The organism is Pseudochrobactrum sp. Wa41.01b-1 (assembly GCF_019464455.1).
In the GTDB taxonomy this organism is placed as follows: Bacteria; Pseudomonadota; Alphaproteobacteria; order Rhizobiales; family Rhizobiaceae; genus Pseudochrobactrum; species Pseudochrobactrum saccharolyticum.
Genome location: NZ_CP080493.1, coordinates 3,378,444 through 3,398,160 on the forward strand (window position 1 = coordinate 3,378,444; position 19,717 = coordinate 3,398,160).

At 51.7% G+C, this 19,717-nt stretch carries 17 protein-coding genes; 4 read left to right on the plus strand and 13 right to left on the minus strand.

Annotated elements, in window-relative coordinates; translation table 11 throughout:
* Window positions 1-20 precede the first annotated feature (20 nt).
* The gene (gene rarD / locus K1X45_RS15415) at window positions 21-941 is read left to right on the plus strand and encodes an EamA family transporter RarD (protein ID WP_220159373.1); all 921 of its coding nucleotides are present in this window, start codon (window positions 21-23) and stop codon (window positions 939-941) included.
* Window positions 942-1,013: 72 nt separating this feature from the next.
* Here the strand turns inward: rarD and pssA are convergent, their stop codons facing one another.
* From pssA to K1X45_RS15435, 4 genes are all read right to left on the minus strand, one after another.
* Window positions 1,014-1,838: a CDP-diacylglycerol--serine O-phosphatidyltransferase gene (pssA, locus tag K1X45_RS15420; RefSeq protein WP_022712203.1), complete on the minus strand. Its 825-nt coding sequence runs from the start codon at window positions 1,836-1,838 to the stop codon at window positions 1,014-1,016.
* The gene (locus K1X45_RS15425) at window positions 1,838-2,536 is read right to left on the minus strand and encodes a phosphatidylserine decarboxylase (protein ID WP_075654616.1); all 699 of its coding nucleotides are present in this window, start codon (window positions 2,534-2,536) and stop codon (window positions 1,838-1,840) included. Before K1X45_RS15425 ends, pssA begins: the two co-directional genes overlap by 1 nt.
* A gap of 286 nt (window positions 2,537-2,822) precedes the next feature.
* Window positions 2,823-4,709: an ABC transporter ATP-binding protein/permease gene (locus K1X45_RS15430; protein ID WP_022712200.1), complete on the minus strand. Its 1,887-nt coding sequence runs from the start codon at window positions 4,707-4,709 to the stop codon at window positions 2,823-2,825.
* A gap of 177 nt (window positions 4,710-4,886) precedes the next feature.
* Window positions 4,887-6,197: an Ig-like domain-containing protein gene (locus K1X45_RS15435; RefSeq protein WP_220159374.1), complete on the minus strand. Its 1,311-nt coding sequence runs from the start codon at window positions 6,195-6,197 to the stop codon at window positions 4,887-4,889.
* 335 nt (window positions 6,198-6,532) lie between these two features.
* Here K1X45_RS15435 and K1X45_RS15440 point away from each other — a divergent pair, with 335 nt between their 5' ends.
* Complete coding sequence (locus tag K1X45_RS15440; RefSeq protein WP_220159375.1) at window positions 6,533-7,138, plus strand: TIGR00730 family Rossman fold protein; 606 nt, start codon at window positions 6,533-6,535, stop codon at window positions 7,136-7,138.
* A gap of 57 nt (window positions 7,139-7,195) precedes the next feature.
* Here the strand turns inward: K1X45_RS15440 and K1X45_RS15445 are convergent, their stop codons facing one another.
* The 3 genes from K1X45_RS15445 to purF form a co-directional block, all read right to left on the minus strand.
* The gene (locus K1X45_RS15445; RefSeq protein ID WP_220159376.1) at window positions 7,196-7,735 is read right to left on the minus strand and encodes an AAA family ATPase; all 540 of its coding nucleotides are present in this window, start codon (window positions 7,733-7,735) and stop codon (window positions 7,196-7,198) included.
* Between the two features lie 188 nt (window positions 7,736-7,923).
* Window positions 7,924-8,664, minus strand: coding sequence for an SDR family NAD(P)-dependent oxidoreductase (locus K1X45_RS15450; protein ID WP_075654620.1), 741 nt, complete (start codon window positions 8,662-8,664; stop codon window positions 7,924-7,926).
* A 61-nt stretch (window positions 8,665-8,725) separates the two neighbouring features.
* Window positions 8,726-10,300: an amidophosphoribosyltransferase gene (gene purF, locus K1X45_RS15455; RefSeq protein ID WP_022712195.1), complete on the minus strand. Its 1,575-nt coding sequence runs from the start codon at window positions 10,298-10,300 to the stop codon at window positions 8,726-8,728.
* A 449-nt stretch (window positions 10,301-10,749) separates the two neighbouring features.
* Here purF and K1X45_RS15460 point away from each other — a divergent pair, with 449 nt between their 5' ends.
* Together K1X45_RS15460 and K1X45_RS15465 are read left to right on the plus strand one after the other, a co-directional pair.
* A complete protein-coding gene (locus K1X45_RS15460) occupies window positions 10,750-11,367 on the plus strand; it encodes a TetR/AcrR family transcriptional regulator (RefSeq protein WP_220159377.1) in 618 nt (205 codons plus the stop codon).
* Window positions 11,364-12,581, plus strand: coding sequence for a DUF418 domain-containing protein (locus tag K1X45_RS15465; RefSeq protein ID WP_220159378.1), 1,218 nt, complete (start codon window positions 11,364-11,366; stop codon window positions 12,579-12,581). Before K1X45_RS15460 ends, K1X45_RS15465 begins: the two co-directional genes overlap by 4 nt.
* A 56-nt stretch (window positions 12,582-12,637) precedes the next feature.
* On the opposite strand, the gene K1X45_RS15470 is transcribed toward K1X45_RS15465, so the two are convergent.
* From K1X45_RS15470 to rplI, 6 genes are all read right to left on the minus strand, one after another.
* A complete protein-coding gene (locus tag K1X45_RS15470) occupies window positions 12,638-13,213 on the minus strand; it encodes a CvpA family protein (RefSeq protein WP_022712192.1) in 576 nt (191 codons plus the stop codon).
* A 299-nt stretch (window positions 13,214-13,512) separates the two neighbouring features.
* Window positions 13,513-14,916: a DNA repair protein RadA gene (gene radA / locus K1X45_RS15475; RefSeq protein WP_151158040.1), complete on the minus strand. Its 1,404-nt coding sequence runs from the start codon at window positions 14,914-14,916 to the stop codon at window positions 13,513-13,515.
* Between the two features lie 11 nt (window positions 14,917-14,927).
* Window positions 14,928-16,439: a replicative DNA helicase gene (locus K1X45_RS15480; RefSeq protein WP_075654624.1), complete on the minus strand. Its 1,512-nt coding sequence runs from the start codon at window positions 16,437-16,439 to the stop codon at window positions 14,928-14,930.
* A 196-nt stretch (window positions 16,440-16,635) separates the two neighbouring features.
* Window positions 16,636-17,304 (minus strand): hypothetical protein, encoded by a 669-nt coding sequence (locus K1X45_RS15485; protein WP_220159379.1) that lies wholly within the window; start codon window positions 17,302-17,304, stop codon window positions 16,636-16,638.
* Window positions 17,305-17,505: 201 nt separating this feature from the next.
* Window positions 17,506-18,795: a cyclopropane-fatty-acyl-phospholipid synthase family protein gene (locus K1X45_RS15490; protein ID WP_220159380.1), complete on the minus strand. Its 1,290-nt coding sequence runs from the start codon at window positions 18,793-18,795 to the stop codon at window positions 17,506-17,508.
* A gap of 321 nt (window positions 18,796-19,116) precedes the next feature.
* Complete coding sequence (rplI, locus tag K1X45_RS15495) at window positions 19,117-19,686, minus strand: 50S ribosomal protein L9 (RefSeq protein WP_022712186.1); 570 nt, start codon at window positions 19,684-19,686, stop codon at window positions 19,117-19,119.
* Between the last annotated feature and the right edge of the window lie 31 nt (window positions 19,687-19,717).

Genomic DNA, 19,717 nt, shown 5'->3' on the forward strand with positions numbered 1-19,717 from the left:
AAATCTGAGGATGGATAACTATGAGTGACCGGTCTCAAGCGGCGATGCCGGAGGCGACACGCGGTTTTATTTTCGCGATGCTTGCTTATTTGTTCTGGGGGCTTTTCCCGTTTTATATGAAAGCGGTTGCCCATATTCCGGTTGTGGAAGTGCTGGCGCATCGGGTGATCTGGTCATTGCCGGTCGCAGCACTGATTTTGGTGTTTATGGGGCGCACCAAGGATGTTGGTGCCGCCTTGCGCAATCCGCGCACATTGGCAATGGCTTGTCTGACAGCCTCTCTGATCACACTTAATTGGGGTGTCTATGTCTGGGCAATTTTCAATGATCACGCGCTGGATGCGGCTCTGGGCTATTATATCAATCCGCTGGTCAATGTGCTGCTTGGCGCGATTTTCCTTAAAGAGCGCCTGACAAGAGTACAGCTGGTTGCTGTATTCCTTGCCGCGGCTGCGGTGGTGTTGCTGACAGTAGAGCAGGGCGGTCTGCCTTGGGTATCTATCATTCTGCCGCTGTCATTCGGCTTCTATGGTTTTTTCCGTAAATCTCTGCCGATCGGCCCGTCACAGGGCTTTATGCTGGAAGTGATTATCCTGTTCATTCCGGCCAGTGCCTATGCAATCTGGCTGTATACACAAGGGCAGGATCATTTCGTTACCGGTACGCCAGCGGATATTTCTCTGCTGATGCTGGCTGGCGTTGTTACCGCTGTGCCGCTGATTATGTATGCGACCGGCGCGAAACTGCTGCGCTACACCACGCTGGGACTGATGCAGTATATTACACCGACCATGCTGTTCCTGATTGCTGTTTTCGCCTTCAAGGAACCGTTTAACACAGTGCAGCTCTATGCCTTTGCACTGATCTGGGCAGGGTTGATCCTCTATACATGGTCAATCCTGAAAGAGGCACGGGCAGATAAGATCGCTGCCAAAGCATAAAAGCAGAAATAACAGAACAAATAAAAAGCCCGCTCAAAAGCGGGCTTTTTATTTTTCATTATCTGAACAGTTTCACGCCTGATTTTCAGAGGACTTTTTCTCTTCCGCCGCGAAACGGCGCTTCCATGCCAGTGCACTGAAAGGCAGGAATACCAGATAGGCCAAGGCTGTCAGCGTCAGTGTCTGCCATGTAAAGCTCATCAGAAAACCGGCATAGATCACTACGCCGAGGATCAGCGGCATAACAAAGTCACGACGGATAAAGCTGCCTGCCGTTTTGCCGTTATAAACCGGCAGACGGCTGACGAGCAAAAAGGCAATCACTATCGTGAAGCCTGCTGTGCCATAGGCCAGAGCCTTGCTTGGCAGCACGCCGAGGAAGCCGGAATAGACCGGCAGCAAAACCAGCATCGCACCTGCCGGTGCCGGAACGCCGATGAAATAATTACCCTGCCATGCAGGCTGGTTCGGATCTTCCAGCATCACATTAAAGCGCGCTAAGCGCAGGCAGCAGGCAATCGTATAGATCAGTGCGGCAATCCAGCCGAAAGAACCGGCCTGATCCAGCATGAACAGATAGAGCACCAGTGCCGGAGCCACGCCGAAATTGACGATATCTGCCAGAGAATCCATCTGGGCACCGAATTTGGAAGACCCTTTCAGGAGCCGCGCAATCCGTCCGTCAATACCGTCGAGAAAGGCTGCCAGCAGCACCATAGCCACGGCCTGCTCGAAACGATGCTCAATGGCAAGGCGGATACCGCTCAAGCCTGCACAGATCGCAAGAACGGTAATCAGATTAGGAATGATGATCCGCATCGGAATTTCGGAAAAGCGCGGACCGCGCCCTTCCGTATTGCCATTTGGATCCAGCGGCGGAAAAGGTGCTTCAAGCATCAGGCAATCCGCACGGTTGGCGCAGTGCGCGTTTCATCAAACTCTGCCAGAACGGTTTCACCTGCCACAGCCGTCTGGCCGACAGCAACGCGGGCAACGGCACCTTTTGGCAGATAAATATCATTACGCGAACCAAAGCGGATCAGACCGAAGCGCTCGCCGGTTGAAAGATCTTCACCGGCTTTTGACCAGCAAACGATACGGCGGGCTACAAGACCGGCAATCTGCACTACGGCAACGGTGCCATGGGCGCTGTCGATCAGCACCGAATTGCGCTCATTCTCAGTGCTGGCTTTATCCAGTTCCGCATTCAGGAACTTACCTGGGCGGTGCATCACGGCAGTGATTTTGCCACGCACCGGTGCACGGTTGATGTGAACCGAGAACACATTCATGAACACGCAGATGCGCAGCATCGGCTCTGTACCCAGATCCAGCTCTGCCGGCGGAACGCACATGCCAACGGAAGAAATCTTGCCATCCGCAGAGCTGATGACGAGTTTGTCATCCAGCGGCGTGATACGCAGCGGATCACGGTAGAAATAAATGCACCAGATGGTCAGCACCATCCCTACCCAGAACAAAGGTTCCCACAACCAGCCAAGCAACAGCGACACAACAAAAAATGCTGCGATAAAGGGGTAGCCCTCGCGGTGGATAGGAACAAAAGTATTGCGAATGGTATCGGACAGGCTCATCGGTTTTCCTCAGATTTTCCGCTTCAATAACGCAAAGTAACAGCGTTTAAAATGATTAAGCGCAAACAGCGCAACAAAATTCATGATATTCGTGCTTTATCATAACAAAATGCTCACAGAACATTACCGCAAGCACCGGTTTTGATTTTTTTATATTCCGTATCGGCACGGAATCAAAACGGTTCAGGTGATGTTGATCTCACCGGAACCGCCATTGCTGCATGCATATACAATGAACAACCAGCGCGAATATCTGCTGTCATCATAGAGGATCATCGGTGCCCTGTCATTCTCCGGCAGGGGCGCCGCGAATAACAACGCCAAGTTCATCGCTTTCACGAACCTGACGCAGACGGGCTTCCGCTTCATCAGCTTCACGCTGACGATCCCACATGGAAGCATAAAGTCCGCCTTCGACCAGCAGATCACGATGGGTACCGCGCTCGGCAATCTGGCCGTCTTTGAGCACGATAATTTCATCGGCACTAATAACAGTCGACAGACGGTGCGCAATCACCAGAGTGGTGCGGTCACGGCTGACCAGATCCAGAGACTGCTGGATATCCTGCTCGGTTGCCGTATCCAGCGCCGAGGTTGCCTCATCAAGGATCAGGATCGGCGGGGCTTTCAGAATTGTACGTGCAATCGCCACGCGCTGCTTCTCGCCACCGGAGAGTTTAAGTCCGCGTTCGCCAACCATCGACTGATAGCCTTCCGGCAATAGCTGGATGAAGCGGTCGATCTGCGCCAGTTTGGCAGCCTGTTCCACTTCCTGCTCAGTCGCCGACGGGCGGCCATAGCGGATATTATAGGCAATTGTATCGTTAAACAGTACCGTATCCTGCGGCACCATACCGATCGCATGGCGCAGGCTGACCTGCGACACTTCGCGGATATCCTGCCCGTCAATTGTCACCGAACCCTGCTGCACATCATAGAAGCGATAAAGCAGACGGGAGATGGTTGATTTACCTGCACCGGACGGTCCTACAATCGCAATGGTCTTGCCTGACGGCACTTCAAAGCTGATATTACGCAGGATCGGACGGGACGGATCATAGGCAAAACTGACATTGTTGAAGCGGATTGCCCCCTGAGATACAGCCAGAGCCGGTGCATCGGGCTTGTCTTTGACCTCTTCTTCAACTTCGAGAAGATCAAACATCTGCTCAATATCGGTCAGACCCTGACGGATTTCACGATAGATAAAGCCGATCATATTCAGCGGCAGCGACAACTGCATCAGCAATGCATTGATGAAGACAAAATCGCCGAGCGTATGGGTTCCTGCCTGTACTTCGCGGGCAGACATCACCATCAGGATCATCATGCCGACGCCGAAAATCACGGCCTGACCAAAGTTTAGCCAGCCAAGCGATGTCCATGTCTGCGTTGCCGCTTTTTCATAACGCGCCATCGAGCGGTCATAGCGCTCGGCTTCCATGGCCTCATTGCCGAAATATTTGACGGTCTCAAAATTCAGCAGTGAATCAATTGCTTTGGTATTGGCATCCGTATCGGATTCATTCATTTCGCGGCGGATATTAATACGCCAGTCACTCGCCTTGACGGTGAACCACATATAGAGCCAGACTGTTGCCGCAACTACGATCAGATAGCTGACACCATAGGCAAAACCGAAAATCGCTGCGGTCAGCGCAAATTCCAGCAGGGTCGGAACCGAGCTCAGAATGGTGAAGCGCACAATGGTTTCAATGCCTTTGACGCCACGTTCAATCACACGGGACAGGCCGCCGGTGCGGCGCTCAAGATGAAAACGCAGCGACAATTTATGCATATGCACAAAAGTGCGATAGGCAAGCTGGCGCACTGCATATTGGCCGACGCGGGCAAATAACGCATCGCGCAACTGGTTCAGACCGGCCTGAATGATACGTGCCAGATTATAGGCAACGACCAGCATCAAAGCGCCGACAAAAATCTGCGGCACCCAGCTTTCCGGTTTGAAAGAACCATCCAGCGCATTGGTTGCCCATTTAAAAAAATAAGGCACCAGCATCAGCACGAATTTGGCGATGACCAGATAGAAGGTCGCCCAGACGACCCGCATTTTGAGATCATGACGCTCGCTCGGCCACATATATGGCCAGAGTTTCGCCAGTGTTTTCAGGGTCTGACCGGATTCTGCCGAGACTGTTTTTTGTTTTTTCATCTTTTTTATTTAACGCCACAGACGGTCACTTCTGCCGCCTTCATGCTGTATTGCGGTCTAAGCGCCGCAGAATTGCTGCAAGTTTCTTCATCGTCTTATCATAGCTGCAGGCGTGATAGAAACAAAACGCCTGCACAATGTTGTGAGGAAGACAAACACACTCCGGAGAAACAGGATTTACGGTAGTTTCTGCTTCACATCCTGCTCGCTGAGCGGGGTTTTCGGCATGACGAAAACCTGTCCCGGCCAGATCAGATCAGGGTTCTTAATCTGATCAGTATTGGCCAGATAAATCGTGGTGTAACGCGTGCCGCTGCCATAAGTGCGCTTGGAGATTGTCCAGAGATTATCGCCTTTACGGATAATCACCGAGCCTTCCGCTTTTTCCAGAGGCTGTGCCTGTGTCTCTCCGGCTGGCTGGCTTTCCTGAGCGGCCTGTCCGGCATCCGGTGCACTTTGCGCAGCGATTGCAGGAGCAACAGCAGCAATATTCTCACCGGCTTCGCGACGGAAAGGCACACGCGCTGTGGCCAGAATTTTACCGCCTTTGTCCATCAGATCAGCACGGATAATATAGTCACCGACAGCAAGCGGCTGCTGGGTCTGCACCAGATAGCGCCCCTCAGGGGTGATGACAGCTGTGCCGAGCAAAGTCTCATTGGCTGAAACATTAACCGTCTGGCCACCGCGTGCATGACCGGCGACAAATACCGAGCGACCTTCAATCTCCACGGCTTCCACGGCAATGCTGACGGCATCCTGAGAATTGCCCTCTGCAAGTCCGCCCTGTACGGCCTGCGATGGCAGCAGAGTAACAGCAGCATCATTGCCATGCGCAGCTGCCGGTGCATCTTTATTCTCAGGTGTCTGCGCAGCATTTCCGCTACTGGCCTGCGGCGTAGTAATCATACGGCTGGCCTGACCAGGCTCTTCAACAAGTGCGAGAACCTGACCATCCGGTGTTGCAGGAACGGAGAGGATCGCGGTCTGCTGCGATGTTGCAACGGAATTATCTTCCGCAGTTGCGCGCAGAACTAACTGATAGTCGCCGCTTTTCAGCGCCTCATCCAGAATAATTGCAAAATCACCGTTCTCACCGGCCTTGGCAGAGCCGAGCACACGGGTTTTGGAAATCACATCAACCACAGAATTCGGTGCGGCTTTACCGGCAATGACCAGTGAGCCGTTGCCCTCAAGGCGCAGCACATCAAAAACCGGAACTGTGACACTCTGCTCAGGCACTGTTTTTTCGGGAGCAGTTGGCTTCGTATCCGCCGGTGCAGCAGTATTGGCGGCAACAGGCTTGTCAGTCTGGGCAGGAGTTTCAGGCTGGGTCGTCGCAGCAGGCTTGTTATCTGTTGCTGTTTTTGAAACAGGTGCCTGCGGAGGCTGATCCGTTTTCTGCGGAGCCATGCTAAAATATGCAAGAAGACCACCTGCTATAACAACAGCAGCAAAACCGGCAAGCGCATAACGACTATTCTGCATACGGGGCTGACCCTTTTAACACCAAGCTTAAAAAAATATTATAACATGCTGTGTCTGCTGATAAATCCAAATGTAAAAGCAGCACATTTGCCAACAACTAGCGCTTTTTTATTGTTACAGCAAGAATATCACATATCGGCGCCAAAATTCTTGTCACATATTGCGCGATAAGATGCCCGCTATGCATGATTTTCGGTGCAAGGCCATGATTTTAAAAAGACTTCGGAAACAGAGGTAAAAGAGCTGGTTTTTTATACGGATTATTACCAACCGAATTCATGACTGATTTCACTGCATAAACTTGACGACAAACAGCCCGCGCGCGAAAAGAAAGCATGAGCAAGATTCGATCAATATGTGTCTATTGCGGTTCTTCAGCCGGCAATAATCCGGTTTACCGGGAAGCAGGACTGGCTCTTGGCCGCTCCATTGCAGAAAACGGTCTTCGCCTGATCTATGGCGGCGGCACAAAAGGAATTATGGGCGCGGTTGCAGAAGGCGCTTACAAGGCCGGCGGCAAGGTTACCGGTATCATTCCGACATTTCTTCTCAATAAAGAAGCTGACGGCAAGCAGAATGAAATGCTCGATGAGCAGATCATCACCGAGAATATGCATCAGCGCAAACAGCTGATGTTTGAACGCTCGGATGCTTTTGTCACGCTGCCGGGTGGCATCGGTTCTGTTGAGGAAATCGTGGAAATGATGACCTGGGCACAGCTCGGCCATCATAAAAAGCCGATGGTTTTCGCCAATATCAATCATTTCTGGGAGCCGATGATCGCCCTGCTCGATCATATGCGCACAGAAGGCTTTATCCATACCGGACACCGCGTGCAGCCTAAAATGCTGGATACTGTGGAGGAAATTATCCCTTATATCTTTGATGCAGCCGCGAAAGGCGATGCATCCGGTGATGAAGAGATTATTGCCCGCATGTAAGCAGATTACATGACTATTTAAAAAGCCCCTCAGTGAGGGGCTTTTTTGTCGCGTAATTTAAGCTGTGTGGGCGAGTATAAAATCTGCTCTTGCCTCAACGCCTGCCTTAGGCAGTTCCAATAGGTTAAAGCCATAATCTTGATAGATTACCCGCATGGCCTCAAATGTGCGCTCAGCCTCTTGCGGTGATTGCTTACGCTCTTCATCTCCCTGATAAATCTCCGGCCAGTGCGGCGCGAGGAAAACGGTTTTATTATAGCGAAAGTGCTTCACTGCCTGATGCACATGATCCGGCACAGGCAGACCGGAAAGGATGAGGTAACCGGCAATATCGGCCATGCCGCGATCAAAGAAATACGGCCTGTCAGATACTGCCTGTGTGGCCAGCAGGTGAGAGCGCATTTCCCATGACAGCATCATTTCCGCGAAGAATGTGGGATCAAGCCATGGCAAAGCCTTACCGCTGATTTTGACCTGATCCTGAATGATATGTCGTCCGGCTTCCTGACTATGTTGGTACCCCCGCTGTTTGAGAATATTGAGCAGAGTAGTTTTGCCGGAGCCCGGGCCACCGGTAAGTATATAAAAATGATCCATAACAGACCCTTCTGTTTTCAGAGAATTGAAAAATCGGACAGTTCAGAGGGAAAGGCGGCGGGATAAAATGAGGCAGCAGGGAGCTGTGAATAAAAAGGCCGCGAAGAAAATATATGATTGAAAAGACAGGATAAAAAACAGTTCTGGCCGGTTATTAATAATCCGGCCAGACGATTATAGACATGTGTTTATGAAGGCATATGATATTGCAGGAATTTATCCTGACGTACATCATAAAGCTGGCCGGTAATGGTCAGCGCCGGATCGGCGAGCTGCACAATTTTTGCAGCCACATCGGCCGGATGCGGCAGAGTTTCCGGATCTTCACCCGGCATTGCTTTGGCGCGCATTGCTGTGCGCGTAGCACCCGGATTGACGGAGTTAACCCGCAGCGGCATTTGTTTGGTTTCTTCTGCCCATGAGCGCCCCATCACTTCCACCGCAGCTTTGGAAGCGGCATAAGGCGCCCAGAATGCGCGTGCTGTGTGAGCGACGCCGGAAGACATCAGAATAGCGCGGCCGGCATCAGAACGGCGCAACAGCGGATCAACCGAGCGGATCAGACGCCAGATTGAGGTCAGATTGGTGCTGATAACATTGTCAAACACCTTGGCTTCCACATGGCCAACCGGAGAGATCGTGCCAAGCACGCCGGCATTGGCGACCAGAATATCCAGCTTGCCCCAGCGGTCATTGATAGATGAACCGAGCAGATCAAGAGCAGGCATGTCTTTCAGGTCAAGCGGGACGAGGGTTGCTGTATTGCCCATTGCCTGAATTTCATCATCCAGTTCTTCAAGGCCGCCGACAGTCCGTGCAACAGCAATGACATGGGCACCGCGTTTCGCCAGTTCCAATGCCAGAAAATAACCGATGCCGCGGGATGCGCCGGTCACCAGTGCTGTGCGTCCGCTCAGATCAAAGCTCATAAAAATCCACCCGTTTCAGTCTGCATAATGTAAAGGCGGCTGAAAGCCGCCTTTTAGGATTTTAGCCGTTGCTGGAAAGTAATGCGAAATTGTGAATATTCGACAATTCTTCCTGATCGACCAGACGGGTCGGATAGTCGCCCGTGAAATAATGGTCGGTAAATTGCGGAGCTTTCGGATTGCGCTTCTCGCCGCCGACCGCCTCATAAAGACCGTCAATGGAGAGGAATTCCAGCGAATCCGCACCGATATAATCGCACATTGCCTGCAGGTCAGGATATTGGTTGGCCAGCAGCTTGTCTGCATCCGGCGTATCAATACCGTAGAAATCCGGATGATGGATCATCGGGGAGGCCACACGGATATGCACTTCCTTGGCTCCGGCATCGCGGATCATTCGCACGATTTTCATCGAAGTGGTGCCGCGCACAATGGAGTCATCCACCAGCACAACACGTTTGCCTTCAATGATGGCACGGTTTGCGGAATGTTTCAGCTTCACGCCGAGGGCGCGGATCTGCTGTGTCGGTTCAATAAAGGTACGGCCGACATAGTGATTGCGGATAATGCCGAGCTCAAACGGAATACCGCTGGCTTGTGCATAGCCGATTGCTGCCGGAGTACCGCCATCCGGCACAGGTACAACAACATCTGCTTCAACCGGAGATTCTTTGGCCAGATTAATACCGGCGTTTTTACGCGCAACATAAACATTGCGGCCGCCGACAACGGAGTCAGGACGGGCAAAATAGACATATTCAAACAGGCAAACACGTTCCGGCTTGCGGTTCGACGCCTTAATGGATGTGGTGCTGATAGAACCGTCTGCCTGTGTTTCGCAGATGATAACTTCGCCGTTTTCCACATCACGGATATATTTTGCACCGATAATGTCGAGTGCGCAGGTCTCGGAGCAGAAAATCGGCTTGCCGTCGAGCTCACCCATAACCAGCGGACGGATACCGACAGGATCGCGCGCTGCAATCAGTTTGGTACGGGTCATAGCGAGGATCGCATAGCCGCCTTCAACCTGACGGATTGCATCGACAAAACGGTCGCTGGATGACGCGAGGCGCGAACGGGCGATGAGATGCAGCACAACTTCAGAATCAGAAGTGGACTGGCAGATCGCACCGGAGGCAATCAGATGACGGCGCAGGCTCAGACCATTGGTGAAATTGCCGTTATGGGCAATGGCGATGCCGCCGACTTCCAGTTCGGCAAATAGCGGCTGCACATTGCGCAGCACAGTTTCACCGGTAGTGGAGTAGCGCACATGACCGATCGAAAGATTGCCCGGCAGCTGCTTCAGTGTTGCAGGATTGGTGAAATGATCGCCAACCAGCCCCATGTGACGTTCGGAATAGAAGCGTCCTTCATGATAGGAAACAATACCGGCCGCTTCCTGTCCGCGATGCTGCAGGGCATGAAGGCCGAGAGCTGTCAGCGTTGCTGCATCCTCATGGCCGAGAATGCCAAAGACGCCGCATTCTTCATGCAAGGCGTCTTCATCAAAGGAAAAACGGGAAGAATTATGAAGCGGTTCTGTGCCGCCGCTCTCTCCTGTGTGAGAGGCGCAGATCTTCTGAGAATGATCTGACGAAATATGGGCGGTTTCACCGGAATGACTTATCATAGCCGCTGGGCCTTTCGATTGCAGAGCAATTAAAAATGCTCTCTATCATAAGAGTGCTTTTGCTGCATAGTCCCAAAACCGAAAGCTTTCCGGTTGCAGTGCCATGCAAAAGGAACAATTCAGAGCATTGCTCAGAGTTCAGACGACTGAGGCTCAAAATGCAGCTCTGATGAAAAGTCTGAGCGGGACATCAGGAAGAGGGTGTTCAGGAGACGATTATGTTTTCTGCTGTTCTCAGCAGGAAAATTGCTCCTTCGCAGACATTACTCCCCATATGCCTCTGATTTTCAGCCTCATATATGGCGGTTAGTCCTTATACACAACAGTTCTCCTCAGGTTTTAAACAATAGCACAATTTGGTCGCAGTCTGTGTGGATTATTTTATCGCTTGCGTAAGCTGTGATTTCAAATTAATAAACCGAGCGTTCAGTCTATTTTAGAGGTGCGCTATGCGCGTAACAGATCCTGAAAAACATCAGGCAAAGAAACAGATGATTTTGGAGGCGGCGAAAGCCTGTTTCGCGGAGCAGGGGTTTCACCAGACCAGCACGGCACAAATTTGTGCGGCGGCAGGTGTCAGCACCGGAAATCTGTTTCATTATTTCGCAAGCAAGAAAGCAATCATCGCTGCGATTGTTGAAGAAGATTTGCAGCAGACCCAGATATTTGTCGCTGCATTGCGCGAGCAGGAAAATCTTGTGGCCGCATTGGACGCTTTTTTTGATGTGGTGCTGGATGTTGCTTCTGACCCTGCACAGGCATCGCTGGCTCTGGAAATTGCTGCAGAGGCAGGGCGGGATGCGGAGATCGGTGTTTTGTACCGGCTGAGCACCCGTGTGATGCGTGAGGAACTGGAATATCTGGTCAGTCTCGGAATGGAGCGCGGACAGTTCAGCCGGCAATTTTCTGCTGCGTCGGTTGTGCATTGTCTTATGGTGATGGTGGACGGTATTTTCAGCCGTGTTTCTGTCGACCCGCAATTTCAGCCTCAGGAACAGAAAGCAGCATTGAAAACAATGATGACGGGCGTGCTTGGTCTTGCAAATGGCAAGGAAGCGCAGAAATGAAATCAGATGTTCCGTCTCCGGCTGCAAAGCCTGTGTCACGTATTGCGGATGTGGATGCCCTGCGCGGTTTTGCGCTGCTGGGCATTTTGCAGGTCAATATTCTGGCCTTTTCTTCCGTTTTTTACGGGTTTCCAAACAGTGATGCAGAACTAAGTTTTGGTTTTAACGAGTTCGTGCAGTTAATCATCTCAACAATCTTTGAGATGAAATTTTATCTGCTGTTCTCTTTTCTGTTCGGCTATAGCGTCACTCTACAAATGCAGTCGGCAGAGCGTGCCGGAGAGGCTTTTGTTCCACGTTTTTTACGGCGTCAGGCCGGTTTATGGATTGTCGGTCTGCTGCATGCAGTTCTGCTTTTCCACGGCGATATTCTGACAACTTATGCTGTGCTCGGCGTGGTTTTATTATATTGGCGAAACAAGCCGGATAACACGCTGATTAAAACTGCGGTTTGGCTGATTGGTTTAACGGCATTGCTCTGGTTGTTGGTCGGCGCTTTGTTCTGGAACCCGGATCAGACAGACATTGCTGAACTCTTAGCTGAAGCGCAGCTGGCTCATACAGCATATAGCGGCAGTTTTGGCGCAGTTATCATGCAGCATATAACAGAGCTGCAAACCATGTGGGTTTTGCTGTTACTGATACAGGCTCCCTGTGCGCTGGCTATGTTCTTACTCGGTTTTCTGGCAGGCAGGCACCAGTTTTTGGCACAACCGGAGCTGTACAGACCTTATCTGAAACCGGCAATAAAAGCCGCTATCATGATCGGTTTGCCCGCATCGGTACTGACTGCGCTGACAGGTTTGTTTGCAAGCGGTACAGAATGGGAAGTGTTTGGTCTGGCATTGACCCTTGTGACGGCGCCACTACTGACTTTTGGTATAATCGCACTGATGCTCCGGCTTTTCGGCACAAAACATGGCCAGTTCTGGCGTGATGCACTGGCTCCGGCGGGGCGTATGGCGCTGTCCAATTATCTGCTGCAATCGCTGATATGCAGTTTCATTTTCTACGGCTTCGGTCTTGGGTTGATCGAGAAAACAACGGCAATTGTCAATGTTCTGATTGGCCTGTCCGTTTTCATTGTCCAGCTATTTGTGAGCCGGTGGTGGCTGCGCCATTATTATTACGGGCCGCTGGAATGGCTGCTGAGAGCTTTGACAATCGGGCGCTGGCCGGATTTCCGAAAGCCGAATGCCAGACTGGGAGTATAACAAAAACGCCGGCAGATTTATCTGCCGGCGTTTTTATTAAAATATGCGAACTGAATTTAGTTTGCCGGTTGAGCCGGTACATCATTCTCAGGCACATCCTGCGCGGAAGGCTGGGTGCCCAATTGCGGCTTCAGGCGCTCAATGATTGCGGTTTCAGGGTCTTCCGGCAGCATATCCACCAGTTGCTGGCCAAGAGAATCCAGCATCGGCTTGGATTTGGCATTGGTGATCCAGCTTGGCTGATCTGTAGCCACAAGCCAGTTGAAGAACAGCATTGCAACCACAACCAGCAGAACGCCGCGTGCTGCGCCGAAAATAAAACCCAGTGTGCGGTCAAGCGCACCAATACGGCTGTCGATGATGAAATCGGCAATTTTCATGGTGATGATTGATACAACAATCAATGTCACCAGAAAGACCGAACCGGCTGCCGCAATATTCAGAATGGTTTCATTGCTGATATATGGCTGCAGGTAGGGCACGACAGGCTTATAGAAGAAATAGGCGGCCAGAGCTGCCGCAGCCCAGGATGCCACCGAAAGCACTTCGCGCGAAAATCCGCGTACCATGGCCAGAATGGCCGATACGAGGGTTACCCCGATAAGAATTCCGTCTAGCAATGTAATCGGCATCCTGCCTAATTCCTCTGTGTCGGTCTGTCCCTCGGGACATATAATTTCGTGCGGGCATAATTGCCGCAGCTCAAAGATTTACAGTGTCTCGCGTCAGTCCGATAGAGTTGTGACACTTTTGTCGTCGAAAATTAACCTGAATTTCTTTCATAAATCACTAATTCGGGAGCCGATTGCAATTTAAAGCCGTTATAGCCTGTAAAAATTACAGCCTATGTCCGGTTGTTAATGCTCCGCATCCATTATTTTAAGTTGCAGAGAGCCTATGATTCCCGAGTTTCTGTAGTGATAGACCTATGCTAATCGCGGTTCTGCGCATTCTTACCGGGGCCGGAAGCTGCAATACGTGCCACCAGATCGGGCAGGGAGCCGGTTTCTGTCAGCGTGAAATTGTGTGGGCGTGACAACTCACCCCCGCCCACAGGCAGAACAGCCTGTTTAAAGCCGAGTTTCTCCGCCTCTTTAATGCGTTGCGCAGCATGAGCTACGGCACGTACTGCACCGGAAAGACTGACTTCACCAAAATAAACGCTGTTGGCAGGCAGCGGAATACCGGCAAGCGACGAGACAAGCGCTGCCGCAACAGCCATATCCGCAGCAGGCTCGGAAATACGATAACCACCGGCCACATTGAGATAAACATCATGCTGACCGAAGCGCACGCCGCAATGGGCTTCCAGCACAGCAAGCGTCATGGAGAGGCGACTGTTATCCCAGCCGACAACGGCGCGACGCGGAGTGCCAAGTGTAGACGGGGCAACAAGTGCCTGAATTTCCACGAGAACAGGGCGGGTGCCTTCCATACCGGCAAATACCGCAGCCCCCGGAGCCTTTTCGTTACGCTCGCCAAGAAACAGTTCGGACGGGTTGGAGACTTCCCGCAAACCTTTATCGGACATTTCAAAAACGCCGATCTCATCGGTCGGGCCAAAACGGTTTTTGACTGTGCGCAGGATACGGTAATGATGGCCGCCTTCGCCTTCAAAATACAAAACGCCGTCAACCATATGCTCAACCACGCGCGGGCCTGCAATCTGACCTTCTTTGGTCACATGGCCAACCAGCACCACGGCAGCACCCGTTGATTTGGCATAGCGTATCATCGCCTGCGCACCGGCACGCACCTGCGTCACCGAACCCGGTGCGCTGTCGGCCGCATCTGTCCATAAAGTCTGGATGGAATCGATAATCACCAGATCAGGACGTGGCTTGGTATCAATGGTCGCGAGAATATCCTCGACATTGGTTTCTGCCGCCAGTTCCACGGACGTATCAGCTGCATGCAGACGCTGTGCGCGCAAACGGATCTGTGCCACCGCTTCTTCACCCGAAACATAGATGATGCGGTTGCCGCGACGTGCCAATGCAGCCGCGGCCTGTGTGAGCAATGTTGATTTACCGATACCCGGATCACCACCAACCAACAGTGCGGAACCGCGGACAAAACCGCCGCCGGTTACGCGATCCAGCTCACTAATACCGGACTGGATGCGCGGTGCATCTTCAATCTCACCGGAGAGCGTGGTGAGCGCAACGGCACGGCCTTTGCGCATCGCCATTTTGCCAGGGCCGGAACCGATGCCGCCGGATGTGCCTTCTTCGACAAGTGTGTTCCACTCGCCGCAGCCGTCGCATTTGCCTGCCCAGCGCGAATGCGTGGCACCGCAATTCTGGCAGATGAACTGAATCCGGTTCTTGGCCAAGTTATGCTCTTTCAGTGATCGTCATATTGTTCAGGAAGATAAGTGCCTTCGGCCAGATCGGTAAAGCGCGTGAATTCTGACTGGAAGGCGAGCTTTACAGTACCGGTAGGACCGTGACGCTGTTTGGCGATGATAACGTCTGCCGTGCCTTTGACTTTCTCAAAGTGCATTTTCCACTCGTCATATTTCGGATCGAATTCGTCGCGTGGTTCAAGGTTTTTGACGTAATATTCTTCACGATACACGAAGAGCACAACGTCCGCATCCTGCTCGATGGAACCAGATTCACGAAGATCGGAGAGCTGCGGGCGTTTGTCTTCGCGGTTTTCTACCTGACGGGAGAGCTGTGACAGTGCGATAATCGGCACATTCAGCTCTTTGCCGAGGGCTTTGAGACCCGTGGTGATTTCGGTGATTTCCTGCACGCGGTTCTGCGCCGAGGCTTTCGACGAACCGGTCATCAACTGAATATAGTCAATCACCAGACAGTCAAGGCCGCGCTGACGCTTGAGGCGGCGGGCACGTGCAGACAACTGCGCAATGGAGATACCACCGGTCTGGTCAATATAAAGCGGAATACGCTGCATCGTCTGTGTGCAGGCGATCAGCTTTTCAAAATCGGTTTCCGAGATTTCACCGCGGCGGATTTTGGATGAGGAAACCTCTGTCTGCTCGGAAATAATACGGGTTGCCAGCTGTTCAGCGGACATTTCGAGCGAGAAGAAGCCGACCACACCACCATTGATGGCTTTCATTGAGCCGTCAGCCAGCTGTTCACCCTGATAGGCAGCGGCAATATTGAAGGCGATATTGGTGGCAAGGGAGGTCTTACCCATACCCGGACGTCCCGCCAGCACGATCAAGTCGGAAGACTGCAAGCCACCCATCTTACCATCCAGCATGTGGATGCCGGTGGAAACACCGGAGAGGTGCCCGTCACGCTGGAAGGCTACACCCGCGAGATCAATCGCGGTTTTAACGGCTTCGTTGAAAGGCTGGAAGCCGCCGTCATAGCGACCGGTTTCGGCCAGTTCAAACAGGCGGCGCTCGGCATCTTCAATCTGGCTTCGCGGTGCCATATCGACCGGCGCATCATAGGCGACATTGACCATTTCCTCACCGATGCCAATCAGCGAGCGGCGTGTGGCAAGATCATAGATCGCGCGGCCATAATCTTCCGCATTGATAACGGTTACCGCTTCAGCGGCAAGGCGCACCACATATTGAAACACGGTCATGTCGCCGACTTTATCATCGGCAGGCAGGAAGGTTTTCATGGTAACCGGATTGGCCATTTTACCAACGCGGATCAGTTCGGACGCCAGTTCATAAATACGGCGATGCAGCGGGTCGTAAAAATGCGGCGGCTTCAGAAAGTCCGAAACACGGTAAAAAGCATCATTATTAATCAAAATCGCGCCGAGAAGAGCCTGTTCCGCTTCGATATTGTTCGGGGCTTCGCGGTAAAGCGAATTCTGGGTGTCCCGTGTCTCTTCAAGTTTGTGAACAGTCGCGTCAGCCATAAAGTTCTGGATCCTTTGCCGCAATCAAGCGGGAATTATCCGGCAAAAAGCCGGACATCAGAGTCTGTTGAAATATGAGTGTAAACAATCTGCCGGTGCAGTTGAAGCGGCTATACCATGATTCACAGCGATTCACAGGCTGCAGCTGCAAGAACTGCCTGTCAGATAGTCGTCGCGTGGGGTCTTTTAACGGGGATCAGTCCGTAGTCACCAGCAAAGACTGGTGGTAGCGGAGCTGGAACTGTCCGGTCAGAAGAAAAATATAGGCAGCCAATTCGCTCAGTTCTTCAAGGTTTTGAGCGGCTGCGCCGGTCAGGCCGGTTGTGAGGCCAAGATGCTCTTCTGCTGCTGTTGAAATCATCATGCATAGCGTTGCCAGCAAAAATGCACCCCATGGTAGGCCGCCGGATTGCTGCAATGGTTTGAGCAATTTATGCGTGCCGTTTTTCAGCATCAGAACCGCTAACAGCAAAATAGAGGCAATCAATGCCGGCATGATGGCTGGTTTGTACCAGAGCTGGCGTGATGAGAAGAAAGGGCCAAGCTCGGAAAGGCTGATCGGCTCAAGGAAAACCGCACCCCAGCTCAATTCCCGAACTGCGCAGATAAACCAGATCAATGCCGCACCGCGCCAGAACCATTTCCAGTCAGAACTGCCGGATTTTTGAAAAATCAGTGCCTGTATCATACCCAGAAACAGCAATATTGCCTGAGCGTTTTCAACAGGGCCGTTTTCCCATGATGTCCATGCAGGGAGAATGAGTGCCAGCGGATAGGAAGCGAGAAGAACCAGTAATCCTGCTGATAAGACAAGCAGGGTTGTTTTATTCAGGCGTGGGTGCAGCTTGGTTTGCACGCTGGGCATCAGATATTTATCCCTTGAAACAACAGCGCTCCGAAAGATGCGATGCAGGTTTCAGGTAAAAGAGCGCGTAAAAGCAAACAGATAAATGTCTGAAGCGCACCAGCGGTGCAATCGCCGGAACTTCACAATCTCTTGATAAAAACTTTATGGACAACAGAGTGTCGTCAATTTGTCACAAAATTGCAGCCGTTGACCGCTGCTTTAATAAACCAGATGTTTCGGGCTGGCTTTCTCGCTGCTGCTGTCATTGCAGGCTTTGAATTTGCGCATTTCCAGTCGCTTAAGCCGCTTTTCCTCTTGCTCAATATAATTGCGGGTCAGCGGCACGGCATCCTGCCTGTGTGCAAGCTGTATCTGAAACACCATCATATTCTGCCAGCGGAAGGCGGATTCCGAGCCTGCCAGATAAAATTCCCACATCCGGCAAAAACGCTCATCATAAATGGCTTTTGCTTTATCGCGGTTTGCCATGAAAGCTTCACGCCATGCTTTGAGGGTTTCCGCATAATGCAGGCGGAGAATTTCGATATCCGTTATAATCAGTCCCGCATTTTCAATATGCGGCAAGACTTCCGAGAGGGAGGGGATATAGCCGCCGGGGAAAATATATTTACGGATGAACGGATTGGTGACGGAAGGCTCGTCACTGCGGCCGATAGAGTGCAGCAGCATGGAACCATCCGGTTTTAACAGCCGCGCAACCTGCTGAAAAAATTCGGCATAATGGGTAACACCCACATGCTCAAACATGCCGACAGAGCTGATCCGGTCGAATTGCTGGTTCAGCTCGCGATAATCCTGCAACAAGAACTGCGCCTGTTGATTCAGCCCGCGCGCTTTTGCCCGTTGATTGGCGATCTGAAACTGTTCCTGAGACAGGGTTACCCCGGTAACATCCGCATCAAGAAATTCAGCAAAATACAGACCTAACCCGCCCCAGCCGCAGCCGATATCCAGTAATTTATCTTCCGGTTTGATTTGCAGTTTGGCCGCAATATGCCGTTTCTTGGCCAGTTGTGCTTCCGCAAGGCTGGTCTGCGGCGTTTCAAAATAGGCGCAGGAATATTGCTTGTCGGGATCAAGAAACAGATCATACAGATCGCCGCTCAGATCATAGTGCCGTTGCACATTTCTGGATGAGCGTGCCAGCGTGTTCATTTGCTGTAAGGGTCTGAAAATCTTGCGTAATCGGGTTAAAACACGCATCCACGGCTCTTTTGCCGCCGTGGGGCCGGTATTCTCAAAGACTAACCGGAGAAAGCTGTAAATATCGCCTTCGGGAAAACTGATATCCCCGTCCATGAAACATTCGCCAAGCTTCAGTTCCGGATCAAGAGCAATTGCTCTTTCCGCCGCTTTGTTGTGAAAGGCAAGCGTGACATGCGGCGAAGTGCCGTTGCCGTAAGTGTGTGTCGTACCATCGGCAAATTGTACTTTAAGATCGCCGCTTGAGATCAGCTTGTTCAGAACCGAATGCAGCATGCTACTCATGTCTCATCCTCCTCCGATCTTGCAGAACCGGTTGAGCGACGGATGAAGCGGCGAGTTTCCGCGCCTGTATCCGCCTTTCGAGCATTTCCAGAAAAGTGCAAAGCAGTTTTTCGTTGGATAATGCGTCAATACAAAGAGCTAAACACGGTACAGCGCTTTAAGAATAGCGGGTTTTATTGTTCTGGAAAGAGCGGGGCAGAAATAATTACGGAGAGTGTAATCATTTTCACGTGATGGTTTCATAAATAAAGGGGTAATAAAAAAGCTGCACCGGATGTCCGGTGCAGCCTTTCAGATACGAAATCTGTAGGAAAACGCTGGTTATGCGTTTTCTTCGCCATCGAAGTCTTCGTCGAAAACTTCTTCAGCCAGAGGCTCTTCTTCGATGCCGTAGATAGCAGCAGCAGTCGACAGATCTTCACCTTTTTCCTGACGCAGAGCTTCGTCAGCTGTACGTGCGATATTGATGGTGATTGTTGCCGATACTTCCGGATGCAGAACGATCGAGATTGTGTGAATGCCGATTGTCTTGATCGCGTGGTTCAGGTCAACCTGGTTGCGGTTCAGCGAGAAGCCTTCAGCAGTTACAACATCAGCAACGTCACGTGTCGAAACCGAACCGTACAGCTGACCAGTTTCACCAGCCGAGCGAACAACGATGAAGCTTTTGCCGTCCAGCTTGTCAGCAACGGCCTGTGCTTCGGTTTTGCGTTCCAGATCACGGGCTTCGAGCTGAGCGCGCTGGGATTCAAAACGAGCCATGTTGGCTTCGTTGGCACGCAGTGCCTTGCCCTGCGGGAGCAGGAAGTTACGGGCAAAGCCGTCTTTTACAGTAACAGTATCGCCCATCTGACCGAGGCGGCTGATGCGTTCAAGCAGGATAACTTTCATTGGACTATTCCTTGAGTGTTTAAGTTCTGAA

Excerpts from the sequence above, each read along its gene's own strand:
- rarD (WP_220159373.1), top strand. The coding sequence starts at position 21 with ATGAGTGACCGGTCTCAAGCGGCGATGCCGGAGGCGACACGCGGTTTT.
- pssA (WP_022712203.1), bottom strand. The coding sequence starts at position 1,838 with ATGCTTGAAGCACCTTTTCCGCCGCTGGATCCAAATGGCAATACGGAA.
- K1X45_RS15425 (WP_075654616.1), bottom strand. The coding sequence starts at position 2,536 with ATGAGCCTGTCCGATACCATTCGCAATACTTTTGTTCCTATCCACCGC.
- K1X45_RS15430 (WP_022712200.1), bottom strand. The coding sequence starts at position 4,709 with ATGAAAAAACAAAAAACAGTCTCGGCAGAATCCGGTCAGACCCTGAAA.
- K1X45_RS15435 (WP_220159374.1), bottom strand. The coding sequence starts at position 6,197 with ATGCAGAATAGTCGTTATGCGCTTGCCGGTTTTGCTGCTGTTGTTATA.
- K1X45_RS15440 (WP_220159375.1), top strand. The coding sequence starts at position 6,533 with ATGAGCAAGATTCGATCAATATGTGTCTATTGCGGTTCTTCAGCCGGC.
- K1X45_RS15445 (WP_220159376.1), bottom strand. The coding sequence starts at position 7,735 with ATGGATCATTTTTATATACTTACCGGTGGCCCGGGCTCCGGCAAAACT.
- K1X45_RS15450 (WP_075654620.1), bottom strand. The coding sequence starts at position 8,664 with ATGAGCTTTGATCTGAGCGGACGCACAGCACTGGTGACCGGCGCATCC.
- purF (WP_022712195.1), bottom strand. The coding sequence starts at position 10,300 with ATGATAAGTCATTCCGGTGAAACCGCCCATATTTCGTCAGATCATTCT.
- K1X45_RS15460 (WP_220159377.1), top strand. The coding sequence starts at position 10,750 with ATGCGCGTAACAGATCCTGAAAAACATCAGGCAAAGAAACAGATGATT.
- K1X45_RS15465 (WP_220159378.1), top strand. The coding sequence starts at position 11,364 with ATGAAATCAGATGTTCCGTCTCCGGCTGCAAAGCCTGTGTCACGTATT.
- K1X45_RS15470 (WP_022712192.1), bottom strand. The coding sequence starts at position 13,213 with ATGCCGATTACATTGCTAGACGGAATTCTTATCGGGGTAACCCTCGTA.
- K1X45_RS15480 (WP_075654624.1), bottom strand. The coding sequence starts at position 16,439 with ATGGCTGACGCGACTGTTCACAAACTTGAAGAGACACGGGACACCCAG.
- K1X45_RS15485 (WP_220159379.1), bottom strand. The coding sequence starts at position 17,304 with ATGCCCAGCGTGCAAACCAAGCTGCACCCACGCCTGAATAAAACAACC.
- K1X45_RS15490 (WP_220159380.1), bottom strand. The coding sequence starts at position 18,795 with ATGAGTAGCATGCTGCATTCGGTTCTGAACAAGCTGATCTCAAGCGGC.
- rplI (WP_022712186.1), bottom strand. The coding sequence starts at position 19,686 with ATGAAAGTTATCCTGCTTGAACGCATCAGCCGCCTCGGTCAGATGGGC.